General features: G+C 37.5%; 5 protein-coding genes and 1 pseudogene. 2 read left to right on the forward strand and 4 right to left on the reverse strand.

Going from position 1 to position 2,815, the window contains the following annotated elements:
- On the reverse strand, positions 1 to 796 hold a 796-nt coding region (gene mobQ / locus JCM14108_RS13610), incomplete at its 3' end, for a MobQ family relaxase (RefSeq protein WP_035181496.1).
- 252 nt (positions 797 to 1,048) lie between these two features.
- Here mobQ and JCM14108_RS13615 point away from each other — a divergent pair.
- Entirely contained in the window at positions 1,049 to 1,276 is a 228-nt protein-coding gene (locus tag JCM14108_RS13615; RefSeq protein ID WP_081759918.1) for a hypothetical protein, read from the forward strand.
- Between the two features lie 22 nt (positions 1,277 to 1,298).
- Positions 1,299 to 1,577, forward strand: coding sequence for a hypothetical protein (locus JCM14108_RS13620; protein WP_035181497.1), 279 nt, complete (start codon positions 1,299 to 1,301; stop codon positions 1,575 to 1,577).
- Between the two features lie 40 nt (positions 1,578 to 1,617).
- Here JCM14108_RS13620 and JCM14108_RS14880 read toward each other — a convergent pair whose 3' ends face one another.
- The 3 genes and pseudogenes from JCM14108_RS14880 to JCM14108_RS15705 all read right to left on the reverse strand — a co-directional run.
- On the reverse strand, positions 1,618 to 2,073 hold the full coding sequence (locus JCM14108_RS14880; protein ID WP_035181498.1) for an mRNA interferase PemK: 456 nt from the start codon (positions 2,071 to 2,073) through the stop codon (positions 1,618 to 1,620).
- Positions 2,063 to 2,344 carry a type II toxin-antitoxin system RelB/DinJ family antitoxin gene (locus tag JCM14108_RS13630; RefSeq protein WP_014564139.1) on the reverse strand — a complete coding sequence of 94 codons (282 nt, stop codon included), beginning with the start codon at positions 2,342 to 2,344 and terminating at the stop codon, positions 2,063 to 2,065. Before JCM14108_RS13630 ends, JCM14108_RS14880 begins: the two co-directional genes overlap by 11 nt.
- A 250-nt stretch (positions 2,345 to 2,594) precedes the next feature.
- A pseudogene (locus tag JCM14108_RS15705) lies at positions 2,595 to 2,696 on the reverse strand (plasmid replication initiator protein A); the annotation flags it as partial.
- Positions 2,697 to 2,815: the final 119 nt, after the last annotated feature.

Genomic DNA, 2,815 nt, shown 5'->3' on the forward strand with positions numbered 1-2,815 from the left:
GATTGATTACTTTTTCTTGGTTATTTTTATAACTGGCTTTGGCCTTGCGATAGTTCTTAACTTGTTGATTAAATTCTTTTCTTTCATGCCGCTTACTATTGATTCCCTCATGTTGCATTGGGGTATCATCTATTCCCTTCTCGATAAATGATTTTTCGCTGATCCGATCGGGAATGTTTTTTTGTGCTAAAACTTGATTAACACTGTTTGTCCAATTGTGCCGCCATTGATTGATTTTTTCTTTTTTATCCCAATCTGTTAACCAAATTTTACGATTTCTTGCATAGCCACTTTTTGTATATGTTTTGTTACCATTTTTGTCTAAAATATATTGCTTTTTGCTTTTAATACCCCATGTTCCGTCTGGATTAAATGGCCGATTAGTTAACATCACATGTGCATGCGGATTGTCTGGGTGATCGCGATGAATTGCTACGTCAGCTACCATACCTTGATCGACAAAATTTTCTTGCACATATTTTGTCAGTAATTCTTTCTGTTCGGATTCACTTAATTCTACCGGTAAAGCCACGTTAAATTCTTTTGCATACCGTGAGTTTGATTTACGATCTTTCTTTTCAACTTCATTCCACAACTGCTCTCGATCACTGGCCCATGCTGGTGCATTCTTGGGGGTTAAAATAAAGCTTTCTGGCATAACCGAGCGGGCATAAAAATAGTGGCGGCCTTCTTTATCATCAAATAATTTTTCACCGCTTCGATAAGCAGAACTGGCAATTGCACTTCGTCCTTTACCGGCACTAATATTACTAAAGCTCATGTGAAAAATTGCCATGTCGGTCACCACCTTTCTTTGGGTTTATGGGTTTGACTTTGTTGTCGCCATCGGCGACTTCTAATACAGGTTGCGATGTCCTTAGCACGACTCCAATTCATTTGGAGTGTAAGTGCGCATTGACCTCGTTTCACTCGGTCTGCTGAATCTCCTGAATTTACTTTTAGTGTATGCCTTCCGCTTCGCTATTTTAACTTTTATACTTTGACTTAACGTTTCCCTTATGATATAGTGTCGATAATAATTTCTAATATGATTGGATGGATCGTTATGTCTCAAAGTAACTTAGAAAAACAAGAAGCTAAATTAAAAGCCCTTAATCAAAAAATTAAGGACGAAAAAAATAAGATTGAACAACGGCTAGGTAAACAAATTATCAGTCAAGCCAATTTAGATTATGCTAATTTGTCTAACGATCAGATTAAGCTTTTAGCCAAGCAATTTTCTGAATTTTTAAAGGTAAAGTCCGTAGATCATTAGCCATACGAGATGGGGAAATTCTATGTCTAATAAATATGAAAAACTAGTCGAGCAACAAGCGCGTTTAAAACAAAAAATTGAGCGGGAAGATTTTAAATTACGGCAATCTAAATACTATGAAAATCGGCAAGCCCGCAAAGCCCGTTCTCGCCGATTAATTCAAAAAGGAGCTTTGCTAGAAAAATACTTCCAAGCTAATAACCTCTCGGTCGAACAAACCGAAGAACTTTTAAAAACATTCGCCGATTACGTTAATGCCCATAAACCGAATAAATTTAAAGACGATCAGCCTAATAACTAGGCCGATCGTTTTTATTTTCAGGATTGTTTTTTGGCTTAATTTATGGATTGTGTTTAGCAAAGTCTTTTAACTGTTTTTGAATTCTTTGTGTAAGCTCTGCTTTACTTTCTTTGTGCTTCCTTTTACTTGATCGCTGTTGAATTATCTTTTGACCCTTACCTCTTCTTTTTGATTTTAGGTCAAGCGTAAAATCTGAAATTTTATTTTGATCTAGCTTACTTAAATGACCGATTTCTTTAAAGTTTAAACCGGCTTTGGGAAAGCGATAAATATTACCAAGATCGACCCAGGAAGGTTTCTTCAACCCAGCGGATTGCCAATCTTGAATCGGATAATATTGTTGCTTGATATAAGCCGACTTCTTTTCATACTGACTAGTAATTTTAAAAGCCTCGACCGTCTGTTCTGATACCCGACGAATTAAAACTGGTCGAGACTTGCCACCGTTAGTTTCTACAAAACTAACGTATAGGCTGACTAAGTCATTAGTCCTCATCTGGATCGTTGAGCCAATCAGCGACCTCTTTAGCGTCTTTGAACTCGGTGACTGGTGTCCCTTCGGTCGCCTTTAAAAAGCGTAAATTAGCTCTTTCTTCTTCGCTTAAAGACGCATTAAAAGGTAAAGCACCATTAGCAACAATCCGCTTGTAAAACATGTTAATGGCCGTGGTTGGATTTAAGCCCAATTCGCTTAAAATTGCTTCGGTATCATCGGCTAAATCTTTATCAATCTTGACTTGGACCCGTTTCTTTTCCTTAACTGCCATGATTGTCTCATCTCCTTTCTTTTACTACTACCATTATACTACCTTTTGAGTACCATATCAATAGATAAAGCCTTGGCCTCAAATCACTTGAGCTCGGCGTTGATCTAAAGGCTGAACTTTTGAGCTGGTTAGCTCTGGCACTCATTTAAAAGCCCCTATTCTTCTGTTTAAGTCATTTAAATCTAACTTGAGTATAAAGAGGTTAGTAAGCCTTAAAACCGCTTAGAAAGGATTTTGTAGCCTTTTAGGACTAGTAGTACAACCCACTGTTATCGTTGTCGGCCGACTTTTCTTCTTCGGGGTGTTTGGCCGCGTATTCTCTAGCCGCTTGTTTATTCCACCAAGTGTCAAATTAGCCACTCAAGGTGTCTATTTTTGCGTCTAAGCGATTTTAAAGCGATTTTAATATAATTATGCATGTAACACCTAAAACGGCTTAAATGAGCTTATACGGCGTTTAATACCAAGAAG

The sequence above is a fragment of the Lentilactobacillus farraginis DSM 18382 = JCM 14108 genome, from assembly GCF_000583655.1.
Taxonomy (GTDB): Bacteria; Bacillota; Bacilli; order Lactobacillales; family Lactobacillaceae; genus Lentilactobacillus; species Lentilactobacillus farraginis.

What these genes read in the sequence shown, in the direction of transcription:
- JCM14108_RS13630 (WP_014564139.1), bottom strand. Translation starts at nt 2,344, where the DNA reads ATGGCAGTTAAGGAAAAGAAACGGGTCCAAGTCAAGATTGATAAAGAT.
- JCM14108_RS13615 (WP_081759918.1), top strand. Translation starts at nt 1,049, where the DNA reads ATGATTGGATGGATCGTTATGTCTCAAAGTAACTTAGAAAAACAAGAA.
- JCM14108_RS13620 (WP_035181497.1), top strand. Translation starts at nt 1,299, where the DNA reads ATGTCTAATAAATATGAAAAACTAGTCGAGCAACAAGCGCGTTTAAAA.
- JCM14108_RS14880 (WP_035181498.1), bottom strand. Translation starts at nt 2,073, where the DNA reads ATGAGGACTAATGACTTAGTCAGCCTATACGTTAGTTTTGTAGAAACT.